We start from the raw sequence: 17,013 nt of genomic DNA, 5'->3' as shown, positions 1-17,013 counted from the left end.
CCATGACTGAGCGCGACACGGCCGCTTCTCCTCCGGTTCCCGATAGTATCCAGGTGATCGAAACGATTGCAGACCATGTCGAGAAAGATCCCACTGAGGTCGATTTTACGTTTGGAGACTACCTCGACCCGGACGCCCTCGATACACTTCTCGAGTCCGCGAATTCGGAACTGGTCATCGCATTTACGATCGACGATATGCTCGTCACCGTGGCCACTGACGGAACGATCGAGGTTCGAGAGTGGCAGGACTAGGCCCGCGACTACTATAGGAGCCACTGAAACGAGTTACGTACTGATCGAGTTCGTCGTCCCGTTCGTTGACGAACTCGAAAACGACGAGGGGATTTACACGCAACTCGGCGTCGGATGCTAACAACACACTTTTCTCCGCCAGCTATCAACAGATAAACATGGGAATACGAGAATACTTCGAATCCGATCTTCGGTTCTACTATGCAGTCGGTGTATTCGTTATTCTGGTCTTCGTCAGTGGAATCGCGATAGTAGGAGTATTGGAACTCGCTGCCATCGATGCCCGACTCATTCCGCTTATCGTGGGCTTCTTCTTGTTTATGTTCGTCTACTTTATCTCGGTGAGTGTTCAGGCTCTCGAACCGAATTGAGTTGTGAACTAGACGTAAGGGACGATACGTCCCTCACCTCCGCCGGACGGTGACCACGCACGCAAACTCAGCAGCGCTTCGCCCATTATTTGTGATCGAATTGAGTCATTAATACTCCTAATTTCTGTGCTGTCGGGAGATTCCAGTTGTACGTAACCGCAGCTAACCGAGTCACAACGGTCACTACCGCACACACCCCGGCAGCCGTACTTCCGGTAGCACCTGCCGTCCCCACCAGCCAGTATGCGCTTCCACCGAGGACCGCACAACTCGCATAGAAATCCTCGAAGAGGATAAACGGGGGGCGATCGAGAAGAATATCTGCAAACGCACCACCGCCCACGGCGTTGATCGTCGCAATAGCGACGATACCAAACGCTGAAACGCCCGCCTCAGTTGCGACGATGGCACCCGTCGTGGTAAAGGCAGCAAGGCCGATAGCATCCGAAACAAGGGTGACTGGATGTGTTTCCGGAGACGTCAGAACGACGCTCAGCGTGATCGCCAAGCCGACTCCGAGTAGCCCCAGACTGATTTCGATCGGTGACTGGAGTGCTAACGGAGTTCGCGTCACGAGAAGGTCGCGTGTCGCTCCACCAGCAAACGCCATCGCCAGTCCAACGATGGTTATCCCGAATACGTCGAACTCCTCACGGATCGCCTTTGATGCCCCCACGAGTGCAAACGCGACCAGGCCGATCGTATTCATAACGGCAAATGGGTCGCCAAATAGTATTTCGATGAAACCCTGACTCATTGCTCTCGTTCTGTGGGTTTCTCTTGGGTGCTCCGTCTAAAGTGTTCTCTCCTCCCCGATCCGACTGTACAGGTGTGGGAACTATACACCCCGTTGAGCGGTACGTCCTCCCCCGTTCCCGCCGATAGCTGTTTGGCGAACCGGTGGTGTGTGAAAGACACCGGTGCAACTCGAGCACCACCAGCACCGAGTCGACCTGACCGCCAAAAATGGCACTCCTGTCGCACTCCCCACCCCCTCACCTATAGTAGCCACTGAAACGATTTACACACTGATCGTACAGCCGTCGTTCGATCAGGTGTACAATGACTTTCAGTGGCTACTATAGAACCGCCCTCGATGACAGTGCCCTGCGCCAGTGGAAGGGATAACCGGTATGCGTTCCGTTCGCTACTCGCCGATCCGGTACTTGGACTGGCGGGCGTCCTCCAGACAGACGCGGCTGGTCACGAGGCCGCCGTCCTCGAGCTTGCCGAGCGCGTAGCGGACGGTCCGGGGACACAGTCTGGATTCGGCGGCGATCCGCTCCTGGGTCAGCGGCCCCTCGTACTCGAGGACCTTGTAGACGAGTTTCGCGCTGGGCGGGAACTCGGAGATGGCGCTCTCGGCTGCCGTTTCCTCGCTCTCGTCGCTTCGCTCGTCCTCGCTCGTCTCTTTGGTCTCATCCGTGGCCTCGTCGAGTTCGGAATCCGATTCGGTCGCGCTCATGCGTATCGATCGATGGAGTCCACACGCGGTGGGTCCGACGACTGTCCGTCAGGGGCGATCCGACCGGAGCGGCGCGTGAGTGATAGTCGGGTGATGCGTCCAGCAATCGGTCGGCGATCGCGTCTACCGGCCAGCAGACGCCGTCGGCGGGCCGCGGGTCCGTCCAGTTTCATTCTCACTCGAGCGTATCGGCGTGAGTCACATATACGGTACCGACAGTTCAGAATCGCAGGGAGGAACTACCGAGTCACCGATCGGACGGGCACCCGCAGCGATCACCCCGCGGACCGACCGTCGACGACCGCTCGAGGCGGACGGCACGGGCCGCTGCGGACCCGATGACGGAGCGCGGAACCGACGGCAGTAACCCGTGCATAGTAAGGCAGCAGCCCACCTCAGGAACCGATATGTTCGGAACCAGCGGTATTCGCGGGCGGGTGGGCGACGAGGTGACGGCGGCGCTGGCGCTCTCGGTCGGCCGCGCCGTCGCCTCGGAGGGGTACGACCGGGTCGTCGTCGGCCGCGACGTTCGAGAGAGCGGCTCGATGCTCGTCGAGGCAGTCGGCGCGGGACTGCGCGAGTGCGGTGCCGACGTCGTCGAAGTCGGCGTCGCCTCGACGCCGGCGATCGCCCGCGCGGTCGACCACCTCGGAGCCGATGCGGGAGTCGTCGTGACGGCCTCGCACAACCCGGCGACCGACAACGGGCTCAAGCTCTGGAACCCGTCGGGGAAGGCCTTCGGCCCCGACCAGCGCGCGGCCGTCGAACGACGGATTCGCGAGGACGACTACGGGCTGGCCGAGTGGGACGGGGTCGGCGACCGAACGCGTCGCGACGGCGTCCAGGACCACCACGCGGACGCGATCGAGTCAGCGGTGGACCTCGAGCGGTCGCCGAGCGTCGTCGTCGATATCGGGAACGGGACCGGCGGCGTGACGGCATCGGTGCTCGACGACCTCGGCTGTCGGGTTCGGACGCTCAACGGGCAGGCGGACGGCTCTTTCCCCGGCCGGCCGAGCGAACCGACAGCAGAAACTCTCGAGACGCTCTCGACCCTCGTCGCGGAAACGGACGCCGAGTTGGGGGTGGCTCACGACGGCGACGCCGATCGAATGGTGGCCGTCGACGAGACGGGAACCTTCGTCCCGAAGGACGCGTTACTGGCGATATTCGCTCGAGAGGCGGCGGGATCGGGCGACCGGGTCGCGGCCCCAGTCGACACGAGTCTGGCCGTCGACGACGCGCTGACCGATGTCGGCGCGTCGCTGACGCGGACGCAGGTTGGGGACGTGTACGTCGCGGAGCGGACGACGGAGGCCGACGTCGTCTTCGGCGGCGAACCGAGCGGTGCGTGGATCTGGCCCGAGGAGACGCTGAGTCCGGACGGCCCGCTCGCGGCGTGTAAACTGGTGGAACTGATCGCCGAACGAGGGGCGCTCTCCGAACTCGTCGGAGACATCGAGGGGTATCCGATCCGGCGAACGTCGATCGAAGTGGAAGCGAAGGCGACGGTGATGGCCGACGTCAGCGAGGGGGTAAGCGAGCGATACGACGAGATCGATACGCTCGACGGCGTTCGGGTCGAGACCGATGACGGCTGGTTCCTGCTTCGCGCCAGCGGCACGCAGCCGTTGATCCGCGTCACGGCGGAGGCGCGGTCGGCGGCCGACGCCGAGGCGCTGTTCGAGGACGCGCAGGCGTTCGTTACCGAAGCCGTCGCGACGAGGGGGGAGTGACGACGGCGGCAACTGATCGGCGAGACCTGCCCGGCCGACGGTGGAGCACGCGAGACGGTCGGCAGTTACGGACCGGCTATCTGGCTTCTTTCGGAATGAAATCGGAGGTCTTCATCTCGCGGTACGTCGCACAGTCGGGACAGGCGTGGACGACGTCGCGGTTGTCGCCGAAGACGCGAGCGAACTGTCGAGTTACCTGGTTGCCACAGTTGACACATCGGGGGGCGGTCGTTTGCTGGCCGGACGTCATTGGCGTCCAGTTTGCGGATGGATCCGTCGACATCAACAACCCGTAACCACAGAACGGTATTTACTATAGACCGCATAATCGACGCGGCGACAGGCCGTTCGCGCTGCCGGCGGCGATTGATACCCCATCGAAACACTCCAGATATCGAACGTATTAGGCCCGCATTCGAGAGAAATACAGTATTACCGAAACGAAATATCGTATTTCGGCCCGTTTTCCGGCCCACCGTTCGTCGTCCCGGAGCGACCGAACCGGGACTGTCGTATCGATCACTCGAGCCCCGTCCGATTCGGTACTATCCGGATCGGATCCGAACCGGATCCGGTCCGACTTCGGTGCCGAGACGGGTCGCCGAGACAGGTCGCCGAACCGGGTCGGCGATGCATCGGTCCGCCGCTCGGAAAGCGTCCAATCATCGCTCGGGACGCATCCAACCGTCGCTCGAGTCGACCACTGTAACAGCTTTATAATTATCCGCCGGATCAGCGTACGTCGATTCGATGAAAGCCATCCTTCTCACGGCAGGTGAGGGGACGCGGATCAGGCCGCTCTCCGCGTCCCGTCCCAAGCCGATGCTGCCCGTCGCCGACCGGCCGCTGGCCGCGCACACGGCCGACGCCGCCATCGACGCCGGCGCGGACGAGATCGTGCTCGTCGTCGGCTACGAGGGTGAGACGGTCCGGGAGTACTTCGGTGAGGAGTACCGCGGTGTCCCGGTCTCCTACGCCGTCCAGGAAGCCCAGACGGGGACTGCCGACGCCGTCGACGCGGCCCGCGAACACATCGACGGCCCCTTCGCCGTGTTGAACGGGGACAACCTCTACGATCCCGCCGCCATCGATCGGCTGTTCGACGCCTGTCCGGCGGTCTGTGCCGCCGAGGTGTCGGACCCCCGCAACTACGGCGTCCTGAGTACGACCGACGGCACCGTCACGGACATCGTCGAAAAGCCCGACGAGCCGCCGACGAACCTCGCGAACGCCGGTGCCTACGCCTTCCCGGCGGACGCCCGCGAGTGGCTCGAGGTGCCCGCGAGCGAACGGGGCGAACGGGAGATCACGGACGTGCTCACGCGGGTCATCGAGCGGTACGCGGTCACGCCGGTCACGCTCGACCGGTGGCTGGACGTGGGCCGTCCCTGGGAACTGCTCGCGGCCAACGAGTGGAAAGTCGGCGAGCTCGAGCGCCGGATCGACGGCGCGGTCAGCGACGCGGCGCACCTCGAGGGGCGGGTCGTGGTCGAAGCGGGAGCGACGGTCGAGCCCGGCGTTGTGATCGAGGGACCGGTGCTGCTCCGGTCGGGGGCCACCGTCGGCCCGAACGCGTCCGTCCGAGGTGCGACGGTGATCGGTGAAGGCGTTTCGATCGGAAACGGTGTCGAGGTGAAAAACAGCGTCCTCTCGCGGGGGGTATCGGTGAACCACCTCTCTGCCGTCGCCGATAGCATCCTCGGTCGGAACGTCAACTTCGGTGCGGGAACGACGGTGGCGAATCGCCGCCACGACGACGCGGACGTCTCGTTTACGGTCAAGGGCGAACGACTCTCGACGGGCCGGCGGACGTTCGGCGTCGTCGCGGGAGACGGGGCGAAGACCGGCATCAACACGAGTCTGACTCCCGGGCTGAAACTCGCGACCGGCACGACCACGGCACCCGGTGAAACGGTCGACCGGGATCGATGACGGCGGGCCGCGATCCGATCCGTCGTAATCGCCGTCGAACTGATAGTTCGTCTCCCCGTCGCGGTCGAGCGCAGGCGGACGTTTCGGCCGCCCGGAGCAATCAGGTGTGCCCTTTATGCAGTGGCGAACACCTAGACTACTTGGAGGGTATCGGTCGATACCCACGACATCGGTGACGCCGTCACCGTGACTCGATCGCCACAGTGACCCTCCACGTTCGATTCCGACAGCGTTCGAGTACGGGTCGTCACGACCGACGCCGTGTGGATTCGAGACTACGGGGGTGGTTTCGCGTCCTGCGGCCTCGAGACCCTTACTCGAGTCCGATCGATCGGTTTACCCGCTGATTGGGGACGGCGCTGCTATCCGAAGACGATGTTCTGTATCGATGACCGAGAGGAACGCCATCTCGAGACGGACGTTCGAGTACAAACGAATCGACGCACGAGCCCAGCGACTCGACTGCGTCGGGTAGTGGAGCGACTCGACTGGGAGGATTCGAAAGACGTGGGAAGGGAGGACTCGAGCGCGAGCGGCGTCAGTCGCGTCTGAGTCGCAGTCGAATGTGCTGCGTCACTCGACGGTGACGCTCTTGGCGAGGTTTCGCGGTTTATCGATCGGCCGGTCAAGCAGGTCGGCGGCGTGATAGGAGACGAGCTGGAGCTGGACGTTCGCGACCAGCCCCGCCAGATCGGGATCGGTGTCGGGAATCCGCAGGTGTTCGTCGGCCACCTCGACGGCGGGGTGGCCGTCGGGACAGACCGCGATGACGGGTGCACCGCGGGTCTGTGCCTCCTCGGCGTTTTTCAGCGTCTTCTCGTCTTCCTGTCCGGTGAAGATCGCGAACACCGGCGTCTGGGGCGTGACCAGCGCCAGTGGGCCGTGTTTCAGTTCGCCCGAGGCGAAGCCCTCGGCATGCTCGTAGGTGATCTCCTTGAACTTCAGGGCCCCCTCGAGCGCCACGGGGAAGCCGAGCCCGCGACCGATGAAGAAGTACGCCTCGCTCCGGCTGTACTTATCTGCGATCGCCTCGGCGGTCGAGTACTCGAGGAGCTCGTCGATTTTGGCGGGCATCGACTCGAGTTCCGGCAACAGCGACTCGAGGTCGGCCGGCGGTTCGCCCCGGGCGTCGTCGGCGATGCGCTGGCCGAGCAGCGTGAGCATGACCGCCTGCGAGGAGAACGTCTTCGTCGCGGCGACGCCGATCTCCGGCCCGGCGCGGATGAAGAGGGTGTCGTCGGCCTCGCGAGCGGCCGTCGAGCCGACGACGTTGGTCACGGTGAGCGTGCGAGCACCCTCGGCGGCGGCCTGGCGGAGCGCGTTCAGGGTATCGGCCGTCTCGCCGCTCTGGGTGACCGCGATCACCAGCGTGTCGTCGTCGATCGGCGGCGCGGAGACGCTGTACTCGTTGGCCAGTAACGCGGTCGAGTGCACCCCCGCCTGGTTCAGCGCGAGCGACCCGTACAGGGCGGCGTGATACGAGGTGCCGCAAGCGACGAACTGGACGCTGTCGACGTCGTCGAACGTCCCCGGTTCGAAATCGGAGAGCGCGATCCGGCCGTTCAGGGAATCGATCCGCCCCTCGATCGCCTGGGTCAGCGACGTCGGCTGCTCGTTGATCTCTTTGAGCATGAAGTGATCGTACTCGCCCTTCCCTGCCTGTTCGGGATCCCACTCGACCGTCTCGGACGTGCGCACGATCGGGTTCCCCTCGAGGTCAGTGAACTCGACGCCGTCCTCGTCGACGATGACGACGTCGCCGTCCTCGAGGTAGACCACGCTGTCCGTGTACTCCAGGAAGGCCGGGACGTCGCTCGCGAGGAAGTACTCGCCGTCTTCCATCCCCACGACGAGCGGGGAGCCCTGCCGGGCCGCGTAGAGGACGTGTTCGCCCGACACCATCGCGGTCACGGCGTAACTGCCCTCGAGTTCGTCGATCGCCTGCCTGAAGGCCGACTCGCTGTCGAAGCCGGCGTCGAGGTAGTACTGGACGAGGTGCGGAATGACTTCGGTGTCGGTGTCGCTCGTGAACACGTACCCGTTCTCGGCCAGTCGCTCCCTGAGTTCGACGTAGTTCTCGATGATCCCGTTGTGGACGACCGCGACGTCCTCGCTCTCGTCCGTGTGCGGGTGGGCGTTCGCGTCGGTCGGCGGCCCGTGCGTACTCCAGCGGGTGTGCCCGATTCCGACTTCCCCGTCGAGCGGTTCACCGATCGATTCCTTCAGGTCCTCGACCTTCCCCGAGCGTTTTTCGACGTTGATGCCGGAGCCGTTCTGGACGGCGACGCCCGCCGAGTCGTAACCCCGGTACTCGAGGTTCTCGAGCCCGGTCAGCAGTGGCTCGAGGGCGTTGCCGTCTCCGACGCGGCCGATGATTCCACACATCTGTTAGTCACCACCCGTCGGGACGCTCGGGGTGCTCGCGCGGTCCGGACACGGGTTCGATTTCCGCTGACGAGACAACGCCTTGCCTGCCCCCGAACACTGCGATAGAAGTATCGTGGAGGGCTGCTGACTCGCAGCAACTGGTCGAGACGACGAACGGTACGCAACCATGAGAGGAAGTCAAACCTCCTGAACCCATTACTATAGACGGACTACTGAGCGCCGTAGTCACAGGGTACTCCACTGCTGGCTGTCGACCGCGGCGACTGTCGGCCGCACAGCCGAACGGAACCGCGACCCGACATCGGACACGAACTGTCGGTTTGAGGCGCTCTCTCCTCGAAAAACGTTCGAGCTGTCAGATCGGTCTCAAAAGTACGCCGAACAAACAGGGAATCGGCACTCGAGTATGGAGCGTCGAACGGGCGGTAGCGACCACCCAACTGACGTAGGAACGGAAAACAGTCGCCGCGGTTCCCAACGCCACACGCAGCACGTTTCGGCGGTCGGTCGCTGCATGACGAAACCGTGACTACAGACTGTGTTCCGAGCCGAGACGCCGGGAGACGCTCGATGGGCCGACCGCTGGGATGGGGGCTCGAACCGCCACACCTTTTGCGGTGGACCGGGTTGTACGCGTATGGGTTTTGGTAGCTACGATGAATCCGAACAACAGGACCAGAGCACGGACGATGAGGACGTAGAAGCCGTCAACGTCCACGAACACGAACATAAGGGGGAAATGTCGTTCGAATCCGACGTCTCGACGGACGAACTCGTCTCCCAGCTGGGCTCGATGAAAGAAGACGAGTCCGACGAGTCCGACGAATAACGACCCGACCGTAACGGACACGATACTGGTCCGGCCGTCCGCGGTCGACGGCGATCGCTCGCGCGTCGTCGAGCGCTATCGATCCGATCGCTACTTCGCTTTTTCTCGCAACTGTGGCTCGAGCCGTCGAGTCGATCGAAACGAGTGGGTACTCGAGAGATCGCTGCGTCAATAGCCGGATCCGAGTCAGCAGAGGGTCGCGGAACAGAGTTCACCGATCGCCCGCCGCAGTCGCTGGGAGACGGCCGACTTCGAGACGTCGAGTCGATCCGCGAGTTCGTTCTGGGAGATGCCACGCGGGACGTCGAAATAGCCCTCCTCGTAGGCGACAGTGAGCAGTTTCTGCTGTTTCGCCGTCAGCGCGACGACGCCGTCGTCGCCGTCGTCGGAGACGCGCAGGTGATCGACGGTGACCGAGATCCCGCGCTCGCGACAGTAGTCATTGAACGCGACGAGTCGATCCCGGTCGGCGAACCGAAGCTGCACCTGCCAGCCGTCTCGAGCGCTCGAGAGGTCGAGCAGGCGGCCGCCGACGTCGGCGATCTCGGCGGTGAACGTCGTCGCGCGGTCGGTACGCGTGACCCGGTAGATTCGTCTATCGGGGTAGCGATCGACGAGGACGGGGTCGGTGACCGTCGGATCCGTCTCGAGGGCGGTCTCGAACGCGTCGAACGCGGTGCCGTAGACGGTGACGAACACGAGCGTCCGACCCGGCTCGACGGTGGTCCAGTAGTCGGGTTCGACGGTGACGTCCGACGCGTGCCGAATCGTCGGGCGCAAGAACAGTTTCGGGTGGTCGAGTCGAAGCTGAGCGACGATCCCGCCGTCGGCTTCCGATCGAACGCCCGACCGGTCACCGGTCGCGTCGCTAATCGATTCGATAGGCTCCCCGGCGTCGGTGACTCCCTCGACGCTCGTCTCAGGATCGGCATCGGTGACTTCCTCGACGCCCTCCTCGGCGTCGGTGATATCGATGCTCACGAATTCATCCGCCATCCGGAGAGATGACCGGCGTAATTACGTCTTACCTCGAACGCACTCATCGAATGCCTCATTAGGAGCCTGGAACATGATCGTGGGCGCTATATACGGAAACGAATCGGGTTCGCCCCCCAATCTATATTCATCTATCGGCGTGTTGATCGGTATCGGTACCGGCGGAAAGACGGTATTACCGACCCGAACGGATCGAAGTAAGACAGGTATACCGGTGACGATACCGGGTAATAGCGGCTCGTACGGACTGCTGTCAGGTAGTTTCGGCGCGACCGCGATCCGTCCTGTGGTCGTGCCTGGACATCGCTGCAGTCGTGCCGGTACATCGGGACACGCGCCAGTGCACCGGGACAGCAGACCGTCTCAATCGGCCTCGAGTTCGTCGAACAACAGTTCGAACAGTTTTCGCTGGGCCAGCCGGAGATGGCGACTGAACGTCGGCTGGGAGATCCCGATCGATTCGGCCACCTCCTCGCCGGTGTGCTCGCGCGGCCACTCGAAAAAGCCGCCGTAGTAGGCCGCCTCGAGCGTCCGTCGCTGTCGCTCTGAGAGGTGCTGGCTCAACTCGTCGAACGGGCGCACCGGCCGGGACGATCGATCGCGTTTCCGGCGAGCGACCAGTTCCATGCCGGGATGGGCCCGCTCGAGGTGGTCGAGGAACGAGCGAACGTCGACAGGGTCGCCGAGTTCGATCACGAGCCGGCAGCGACCGTCAACCGGCGTGACGGATCGGAGGACGCCACCGTGCTCCGCGATCGCTCGCGCGACAGTGGGTTCCCGCAGGCCGATTTCGAGGACGGTTCCGCCAGTGTCGCGGTCGACGATCGAAATCGCGTCGACCGCCGACAGCGACTCGATCGTCTCTCGAATCGCGTCCGTATCGCCTCCGTCAACTGCACAGAACACCGTCGATCCGCCCGATGACCGCGGGACGATCGCTCGCACGTCGAGCGGCCGGTCGATGCCGCGGGCGATCGATGACAGCGCTTCGCCCTCGTCCCGGACGACGACCTCGAGTTCGGTGATCCGATCGGCGAGCAACGCGCGTTTCGTCTCGATCGCCCCGATCACAGCCCCGGCGATCGAAGCGAGGTGGCGACAGGCGCGGCGAGTTCGATCGTCGAACGCCGACGGTCGGTTCGCGTACGCGGTCAGCGTCCCGTATCGGACCCCGTCAGCGGTGAGCGCCACGCCGAGCGCGGACCGGAATCCGCGCTCGCGGAGCCGCCGTCGCCACGACCGGTCCTCGGCCGTGTCCTCGCGCCGATCGACCGAGAGGTCGTCGAGGACGACCGGCTCGCGTGCCGCGGCCGCCGCTCCCGCCGGCGCGTCGACGTCAGTCTTCAGGGGAACGGTCGCCGACTCGAGGAACTCGCCGTCGCGGCCGACCCACGTCGACGGGACGACTCGTTCGCGACCGTCGTCCGCGTGACCGACCCACGCGAGCCCTATTTCGCCGGCCGACTCGAGCGGATCCAGGGAGACGATCGCTTCACAGAGCCGTCGCTCGACCGCCTCGCGCGTGTCGGCCGCCAGTATCGACTGCCCCGCCTCCCACACCCGTTCCGTCCGCTCGATGACGGCTTCGAGACGGTCTCGCTCGTTCCGGGACGCCCGGAGGCCGTCGGCACGCTCGAGCGACTCGAGGGCGACGGTCGCGGCGTCCGACACCGCATCGATCGGGTCCGACTCGAGTCCGTCGAACGCCATCGGTTCAGTACTGGTCGCAAGGACCACGGCACGGTTCGCGACCGGGACGGCGAGAACTCGCTCGGCCCGGATCCCAGCGCGCTCGAGGAGATCCGCCAAGTCCGCCCGCTCGTAGACTGTCAGTCCACCGGTCTCCGGGTGATCGGCCGCTCCGTCATCGTCTGCCTGAGCAATCGATCTTTCGTTCTCGAGAACATCGGACAGCGGGCTCCCGTCAGGATCGATCGGTGGCGGCTCGAGCGAGCGCTTGTCGCCACCGGTGCGCTCCGCCGCCGCGACCGTCGCCGGACGAAAGCGATCGTCTTCGGCGCGATACCAGACGGCTACGTCAGCGCCGGCCAATTCCCGGACGGCAGCCGTGGCGGTGTCTCGAACGGCCGACGGCGTCTCGGCCTGACGGAGCGCGACGAGCGCGCGTCGGATCGACGACAGGGCGGCCCCTCGAGAGCCGCGCCTGTCGCGGACGACACAGAGCGTTCGATCGGGGTCCGACAGTGGCGCGACGAAGACGTCGACCGGTGGGGACGCGTCGGTCGCGAGAGCACCCGAAACCGGTTCCATCCACCGGACGACAGGTGATCGAGCGCGCTCCCGAATCGTCGTCGCGAGGTCGTCGGCGAACACGTCCTCGAGTTCCCGTCCGACGAGCGCGTCCGCATCGGCGAGATCGAGCAGCGCCGGGTTCGCCAGCCGAATCGTCGTCCCCTCGAGGACGGCGATCCCGTCGTCTAGCGCGTCGACGACGGACTCGAGGAGCTCGAGGCGGTCTTCGGTCACCGAGGTCGCAGCGTCGGGGGACTGTTCCCGCGCGTGGACCGAGACGCCGTCGTCACCGGGGTGAACGGTCACGGCGAGTCGCCCCTCGAGTGGAGGAAGGGCCGTTTCGAGCGTCTCGGCGGAGCCCGTCGTCTCGGCCGCTCGAACGCCGTCGTAGAGCGCCTCGCCGAGCTCGTCCGGAAGGAGGTCCCAGACGACGGTTCCGATCGGGTCGGCGCGGTCACTCGAGCGCTCCGCAGTGCTCGTCTCGGTCCCAGTTCCCCCACCGATACCGGTATCGGTGCCGGTGAACAGCGACATCGCGGCATCGTTGGCGTACCGGAGCTCGTCCCGCGGGCCGAGGGTGAAAAACGCGTCCGCGAGCCGGTCGACGCCCGCGCGAACGTCGTCGGCCACCGAATCGGCCGCCGGCCCCGTCCCGGTTCGGGTGACGACGACCCCCTCGACGGTCGGATCAGCGAGCCGGTTCGTGAGGGTCAGTTCCGAAACCTGCCACGTGCCGTCGGCGTGGCCGAGCCGCGGCGTCACGCGGTCGGTCGTCCCAACCGGCGCGTCGGTCACGAAAGCGAGCGTCTCACGAACCGCCGCCCGATCGTCCGGGTGGACGAGCCGGTCAATCGCCGTTCGCTCGAGTTCGGTCGGCGTGTACCCCATCCGCGACTCGACCGCCGGCGTCGCGTACTCGATGTCGCCGTCCGCGTCGAGCACCCAGACGACCGCGCCGGCGCTCTCGAGGATCGATCGGTAGCGAAGATCGGTTTCCGCCGCGGCCAGACGGAATCGCGCTCGCTCGGCCGCGTTTCTCACTCGAGCGGTCAGCACCGTCGGGGATTCGTCACGAGCAACGACGTCGCTCGCTCCCGCCGCGAGCGCGCGGTCGGCGCAGTCTGGGTCTGTGCCGTCGGCGCAGTCAGCACGGTCCGTGCGGTCGGCGTCGTCGCCATCGAGGACGGCCACGATCGACCGGTCGTCGGCTCCGGCGGCGAGGCGCTCGAGCAACGTTCCGCTCGGTTCCGATCGTCCGTCGCCGTCGGCCGGGACGAACGGGCAGACGAGACAGTGCACCTCGCGCTCGGCGAGTCGCTCGCGGGTCCCCTCGAGCGTTCGCTCCCTGAGTAGCGAAGCGCCATCGAACCGGGCGGCGAGCGTCTCCATCGCATCGTCGGCGGCAGCGGAATCGCCGACGACCAGGACGCAAGGGGCGTCACCGACGACGGTTGCGGTACCGTCGCTCACCCAGCGGTCACCTCCAGTCTGGCCCGATTCAGGTCTTGCATCCCGAATCGATACCGTCCAGTCTGATCGATCCCTGCTCGATGAATCGCCGGACGATCGGGTACCGAACGAGCGGGTACCGGACGACCGAGAGCACGAGCCGAGCAAGCAGCCACGAAAGGGGCCACAATACCGGCCGGATCGCTCTCCCGCAAGATAACTATGGATCTCGTACCCGCGCGTCGCGGGAGAGTAGGCGGACTCACCACCGGATTCGGAGGCCGTTATGACTGCACTGTTATGATTTCGCTCGAACCGTGAGGACCGGGACCGGCGCGTTCCGGACGATCTCCTCGGCGACGCTGCCCGAGATGAGGTGATCGAGCCCTGATCGACCGGCCGTCCCGACGATGATCATATCGACCGGATTCGTCTCCGCGAAGTCGACGACCTGCTCTTGAGGAACGCCGTGGCGGATGTCCGTGGTCACGTCGACACCCTCGCGAGTCGCCGACTCCTCGGCCTCCGTGGCGGCCGTGGCGGCCGCCTCCTCGGGATCGTTCCGGAGCTGATCCTGTTGGTCCTCCGCGTGCGGGCCGTCCTCCGACACCGAGAGGACGTGCAGGGTCGCGTCGAGTTGATTTGCGAGTTCGATCCCGTGATCGGTCGCCCGACGGGCCGCGTCGCTCCCGTCCGTCGCGAGGAGTATATCCTGATACATCGGTTGACTATCCGTTGGAGCGACGCCCGGATACATCCCTTACCTGCCGTTGCCTGCCGGCTATGCGTCGATCGGACGTCCTCAGAACACCACCTCCCACCCGTGCCCGCAGTTCCGGCACTCGAAGCGACGCTTCAACCCCGCATCGGTCACCGATCGATCCGCTTCTTCTCCCGACCCCTCGAGACAGTTCGGGCAACGATACCGGCTCATGCGCTTGTGGCAGCACACAGTCGGACATAAAGAGCCGACTCGTTTCGGGATGATTGAGACCAATTCGTTTCGTTTCACGCGGAACCCGATCGGTCGATCGGACCGCTGAATTCCGGGCCGAATCGTCGCGCCGCGAGCGTCGACGTCAGAGCAACTCGAGGATCGCGTGATGCAACTCGAAAACGACGATCGCGAGATACAGTTGCCCGATCCCGGCGGCGATCATCACGACTCCCGCGATCCGCTTGAGCAGGCCGGAATAGGCCGCGAACCGGCCGGCACCGGCGACGAGCCCCATCCCCGTCGCGACGGTCAACGCGATCATGAGCACGACGACGGTACCGACGTACGTTCCCAGGAGGACCATCGCGTCGGTCGTCGACAGCGATAATGCGCGGGTGACGACGCTGATGAACAGCGGCGCGACGCAGCCGGCCGACGCCAGCGCGTAGCCGACGCCGAAGACCCCGAAGCCGAGCGTGCTCGAGCGGCGCTTCGGAAGCGGAATCGAGAGCGACGGCGCGCGCTCGAGGACGATCAACACGCCGAAGCCGATCAGGACGAAGCCGGCGATGGCTTCGAACCACTTGATCGACGACAGCGTCGACTGGCCGACCCAGAACGTCGCCCCCAGCAGGGCGGTAAACGTGACGAGGACGCCGAGCCCCGCGAGCAGACCGCGGCTCAGCGCACCGCCGAGCGACGCCCGCTCCCCGTCGGTCTGACTCACGTAAAATCCCACGTACCCCGGCAGGAGCGGGTACGCACACGGGGAGAAGAACGTCGCGATCCCGGTCGACAGCGCGAACACGATCGACGTGGTGCCCGTCGCGTCGACCATCCTCACTCGGCCCCGCCCTCGAGGGCGCGATCGATTCCCGCGACGAGTTCGTCGGCGGTTTTGATGCCGGAATCGTGCCATCGGACGGTCCCCGAGGCGTCGATCGCCACGGCGGACGGATAGGGCGATCCCCAGTATCGGCTGGTGAGCTCCGAGGTCGGGTCGAGGCCGATCGTCCAGTCGCCGTCGTTTTCGTCCCACCACTCGGCGAGCTCAGCCTCGGAAATCGTGTCGCCGACCGGTTCGCTCGTGACGGACAGAAAGAGGACGTCATCGCCGACTCGGTCGTGGGTCGTGGCGAGGGCGTCCATCTGTTTGATACAGGGGTCACACCACGTCGCGAAGAAGTCGATGAACGTCGGTCGATCCGGCGCGGGGACGGTGACGGTGCCTGCTTCGCTCCCCGGCGCGTCGACCGTCTCGATCTCGTAGGGGTCGTGTTGTCGGCCGACGAGTCCGGACGATCCGTCGGAGTCGTCGTCGAACGAGGGGACGCCGAACGCTGCGACGGCACCGGCACCGGCGACGACGCCCACACTGCCGAGACCGGCGAGGACCTCACGGCGACGCATCGCTACTCGTCCACCCCCACGACCGTTCTCGTGTCTTCGACCATCACCCGGGTGTTCACTGCGTCGCGTTGCCTGCTCGCCCTCGGATACGCGCGCTCGACGATTCCGCGTTCGTTGACGATCTGGACGAGCGCGGAGTGGGTGAACGTGTACTCGAGACCATCGCTACCGGACGATTCGTTCCCGGATTCGTTCCCTGCAGCGGTTTCGTTCGTCGATTCGTTATTCGACGACTCCTCGTCTCGCCGAAGCGGGAGCCCGAACGTCTCATTGAGAACCGTTTTGGCCGTCTCGTTGTCCTCGGGACGGAGGTAATGCCAGTGTCCCGCGTCGGGATCGATCCCTCGCTCTGTACTGTAGGCCCGAAGGGCGTCGGCCGTGTCTCGGTCGGGGTCGAACGTCACCGCGAGCAAGCCGACCTCGTCCTCGTAGCCGCTCTCGATGGCGTCTTCCTGTATCCGAGCGAGGTGCTGGAGGAGCGCGTCACACATGCCGTCCGGACAGGATCCATAAAAATACGTGATGACGAACGGGCGTTCGCCGACGAAATCGTCGCGAGAGACCGTCTCCTCCGCGATCGGATCGGTGAGCGAGAACGAGGGGAACTCCTCGCCATACGTATAATACGAATAATCCGCGTGTTGGGCCTCCTCTTCCGGGGGTTCGAGTATCGTATCCGGGTTGGAGTCACCGCCGAGTAGATCACCGAGACAGCCGGCAACGCTCGTGATCCCCACCGTCCCGAGCGAGCCGAGGTATGTCCGCCGTTCCATAGTTAATTCGATGGAACCCGTAATCAAAGGTTCATTGGTTCGATCGCCGAAGGCAGCCCCTGTGCGTTTCGTTCTCGATATACGACACTCGGACGTGCCGCCATCCGCCGCCGATCGAGCGGGCACTCAGAGCGGTGATTCAATTCAGTGAACCGATCGTGAGCCCGTCTCCGGCCGTTCGAGTGACGAACCAACAGGCGTTTGATCGCCGATACCCAAC

The 17,013-nt window shown here is 64.9% G+C and carries 15 protein-coding genes; 5 read left to right on the top strand and 10 right to left on the bottom strand.

Annotated elements, in window-relative coordinates:
* Positions 1 to 2: 2 nt before the first annotated feature.
* Complete coding sequence (locus CP556_RS15160; protein ID WP_141551697.1) at positions 3 to 254, top strand: HalOD1 output domain-containing protein; 252 nt, start codon at positions 3 to 5, stop codon at positions 252 to 254.
* 158 nt (positions 255 to 412) lie between these two features.
* Positions 413 to 625: a hypothetical protein gene (locus CP556_RS15155; protein WP_098727423.1), complete on the top strand. Its 213-nt coding sequence runs from the start codon at positions 413 to 415 to the stop codon at positions 623 to 625.
* Between the two features lie 85 nt (positions 626 to 710).
* Here CP556_RS15155 and CP556_RS15150 read toward each other — a convergent pair whose 3' ends face one another.
* The gene (locus CP556_RS15150) at positions 711 to 1,382 is read right to left on the bottom strand and encodes a trimeric intracellular cation channel family protein (protein WP_098726367.1); all 672 of its coding nucleotides are present in this window, start codon (positions 1,380 to 1,382) and stop codon (positions 711 to 713) included.
* Between the two features lie 390 nt (positions 1,383 to 1,772).
* Positions 1,773 to 2,090: a MarR family transcriptional regulator gene (locus CP556_RS15145; protein ID WP_098726366.1), complete on the bottom strand. Its 318-nt coding sequence runs from the start codon at positions 2,088 to 2,090 to the stop codon at positions 1,773 to 1,775.
* A gap of 407 nt (positions 2,091 to 2,497) precedes the next feature.
* Between CP556_RS15145 and glmM the strand changes: the two genes are divergently transcribed.
* Positions 2,498 to 3,826, top strand: a complete 1,329-nt coding sequence (gene glmM / locus CP556_RS15140) for a phosphoglucosamine mutase (protein ID WP_098726365.1) — start codon at positions 2,498 to 2,500, stop codon at positions 3,824 to 3,826.
* Between the two features lie 76 nt (positions 3,827 to 3,902).
* On the opposite strand, the gene CP556_RS15135 is transcribed toward glmM, so the two are convergent.
* Entirely contained in the window at positions 3,903 to 4,109 is a 207-nt protein-coding gene (locus CP556_RS15135; RefSeq protein WP_066296984.1) for a DUF7563 family protein, read from the bottom strand.
* A 467-nt stretch (positions 4,110 to 4,576) separates the two neighbouring features.
* On the opposite strand from CP556_RS15135, the gene glmU reads away from it, so the two are divergent.
* Positions 4,577 to 5,758, top strand: a complete 1,182-nt coding sequence (glmU, locus tag CP556_RS15130; RefSeq protein WP_098726364.1) for a bifunctional sugar-1-phosphate nucleotidylyltransferase/acetyltransferase — start codon at positions 4,577 to 4,579, stop codon at positions 5,756 to 5,758.
* Between the two features lie 573 nt (positions 5,759 to 6,331).
* Here the strand turns inward: glmU and glmS are convergent.
* Positions 6,332 to 8,143, bottom strand: a complete 1,812-nt coding sequence (glmS, locus tag CP556_RS15125) for a glutamine--fructose-6-phosphate transaminase (isomerizing) (RefSeq protein ID WP_098726363.1) — start codon at positions 8,141 to 8,143, stop codon at positions 6,332 to 6,334.
* Between the two features lie 640 nt (positions 8,144 to 8,783).
* Here glmS and CP556_RS15120 point away from each other — a divergent pair.
* Positions 8,784 to 8,975, top strand: a complete 192-nt coding sequence (locus CP556_RS15120; RefSeq protein WP_098726362.1) for a DUF5786 family protein — start codon at positions 8,784 to 8,786, stop codon at positions 8,973 to 8,975.
* Between the two features lie 186 nt (positions 8,976 to 9,161).
* On the opposite strand, the gene CP556_RS15115 is transcribed toward CP556_RS15120, so the two are convergent.
* The 6 genes from CP556_RS15115 to CP556_RS15090 form a co-directional block, all read right to left on the bottom strand.
* Entirely contained in the window at positions 9,162 to 9,971 is an 810-nt protein-coding gene (locus CP556_RS15115; RefSeq protein ID WP_098726361.1) for a helix-turn-helix domain-containing protein, read from the bottom strand.
* Between the two features lie 363 nt (positions 9,972 to 10,334).
* Complete coding sequence (locus CP556_RS15110) at positions 10,335 to 13,694, bottom strand: bacterio-opsin activator domain-containing protein (protein WP_098726360.1); 3,360 nt, start codon at positions 13,692 to 13,694, stop codon at positions 10,335 to 10,337.
* Positions 13,695 to 13,971: 277 nt separating this feature from the next.
* A complete protein-coding gene (locus CP556_RS15105) occupies positions 13,972 to 14,394 on the bottom strand; it encodes a universal stress protein (RefSeq protein WP_098727422.1) in 423 nt (140 codons plus the stop codon).
* 358 nt (positions 14,395 to 14,752) lie between these two features.
* Positions 14,753 to 15,448, bottom strand: a complete 696-nt coding sequence (locus tag CP556_RS15100; RefSeq protein WP_098726359.1) for a cytochrome c biogenesis CcdA family protein — start codon at positions 15,446 to 15,448, stop codon at positions 14,753 to 14,755.
* A 2-nt stretch (positions 15,449 to 15,450) separates the two neighbouring features.
* Positions 15,451 to 16,020, bottom strand: a complete 570-nt coding sequence (locus CP556_RS15095; RefSeq protein WP_098726358.1) for a TlpA family protein disulfide reductase — start codon at positions 16,018 to 16,020, stop codon at positions 15,451 to 15,453.
* Positions 16,021 to 16,022: 2 nt separating this feature from the next.
* On the bottom strand, positions 16,023 to 16,793 hold the full coding sequence (locus CP556_RS15090) for an SCO family protein (protein ID WP_098726357.1): 771 nt from the start codon (positions 16,791 to 16,793) through the stop codon (positions 16,023 to 16,025).
* Positions 16,794 to 17,013 lie beyond the last annotated feature (220 nt).

Origin of the sequence: Natrinema sp. CBA1119 (assembly GCF_002572525.1) — an archaeon.
In the GTDB taxonomy this organism is placed as follows: Archaea; Halobacteriota; Halobacteria; order Halobacteriales; family Natrialbaceae; genus Natrinema.
Note: the sequence above shows the minus strand (reverse complement) of the source record. Positions and strands in the feature narration are given on the sequence as shown.